Origin of the sequence: Escherichia sp. MOD1-EC5189 (assembly GCF_002966045.1) — a bacterium.
Lineage (GTDB): Bacteria > Pseudomonadota > Gammaproteobacteria > Enterobacterales > Enterobacteriaceae > Escherichia > Escherichia coli_F.
This window is the reverse complement of the sequence record NZ_PTRX01000118.1, coordinates 1-495: the sequence shown is the minus strand read 5'-3', so window position 1 is coordinate 495 and position 495 is coordinate 1. Positions and strand designations below refer to the sequence as shown.

Sequence of the window (495 nt, the reverse complement as noted above, 5' to 3'; positions counted from 1 at the left end):
GCTGTACTGGATAGCCGCCAGTATCAATATCAAACCGGGCCATGATTATTACTTTTATATCCGCAGTGTGAACACCGTTGGCAAATCGGCATTCGTGGAGGCCGTCGGTCGGGCGAGCGATGATGCGGAAGGTTACCTGGATTTTTTCAAAGGCAAGATAACCGAATCCCATCTCGGTAAAGAGCTGCTGGAAAAAGTTGATCTGACGGAGGATAACGCCAGCAGACTGGATGAGTTTTCGAAAGAGTGGAAGGACGCTAACGATAAATGGAATGCCATGTGGGGCGTCAAAATTGAGCAGACCAAAGACGGCAAACATTATGTCGCGGGTATTGGCCTCAGCATGGAGGACACGGAGGAAGGCAAACTGAGCCAGTTTCTGGTTGCCGCTAACCGTATCGCGTTTATTGACCCGGCAAACGGGAATGAAACGCCGATGTTTGTGGCGCAGGGCAACCAGATATTCATGAACGACGTGTTCCTGAAGCGCCTGAC

At 50.7% G+C, this 495-nt stretch carries 1 protein-coding gene; it reads left to right on the top strand.

The window, feature by feature from the left end:
• Positions 1 to 495 (top strand): DUF1983 domain-containing protein (locus ATB02_RS25810; RefSeq protein WP_122986254.1); only part of this gene is annotated, 495 nt, incomplete at both ends.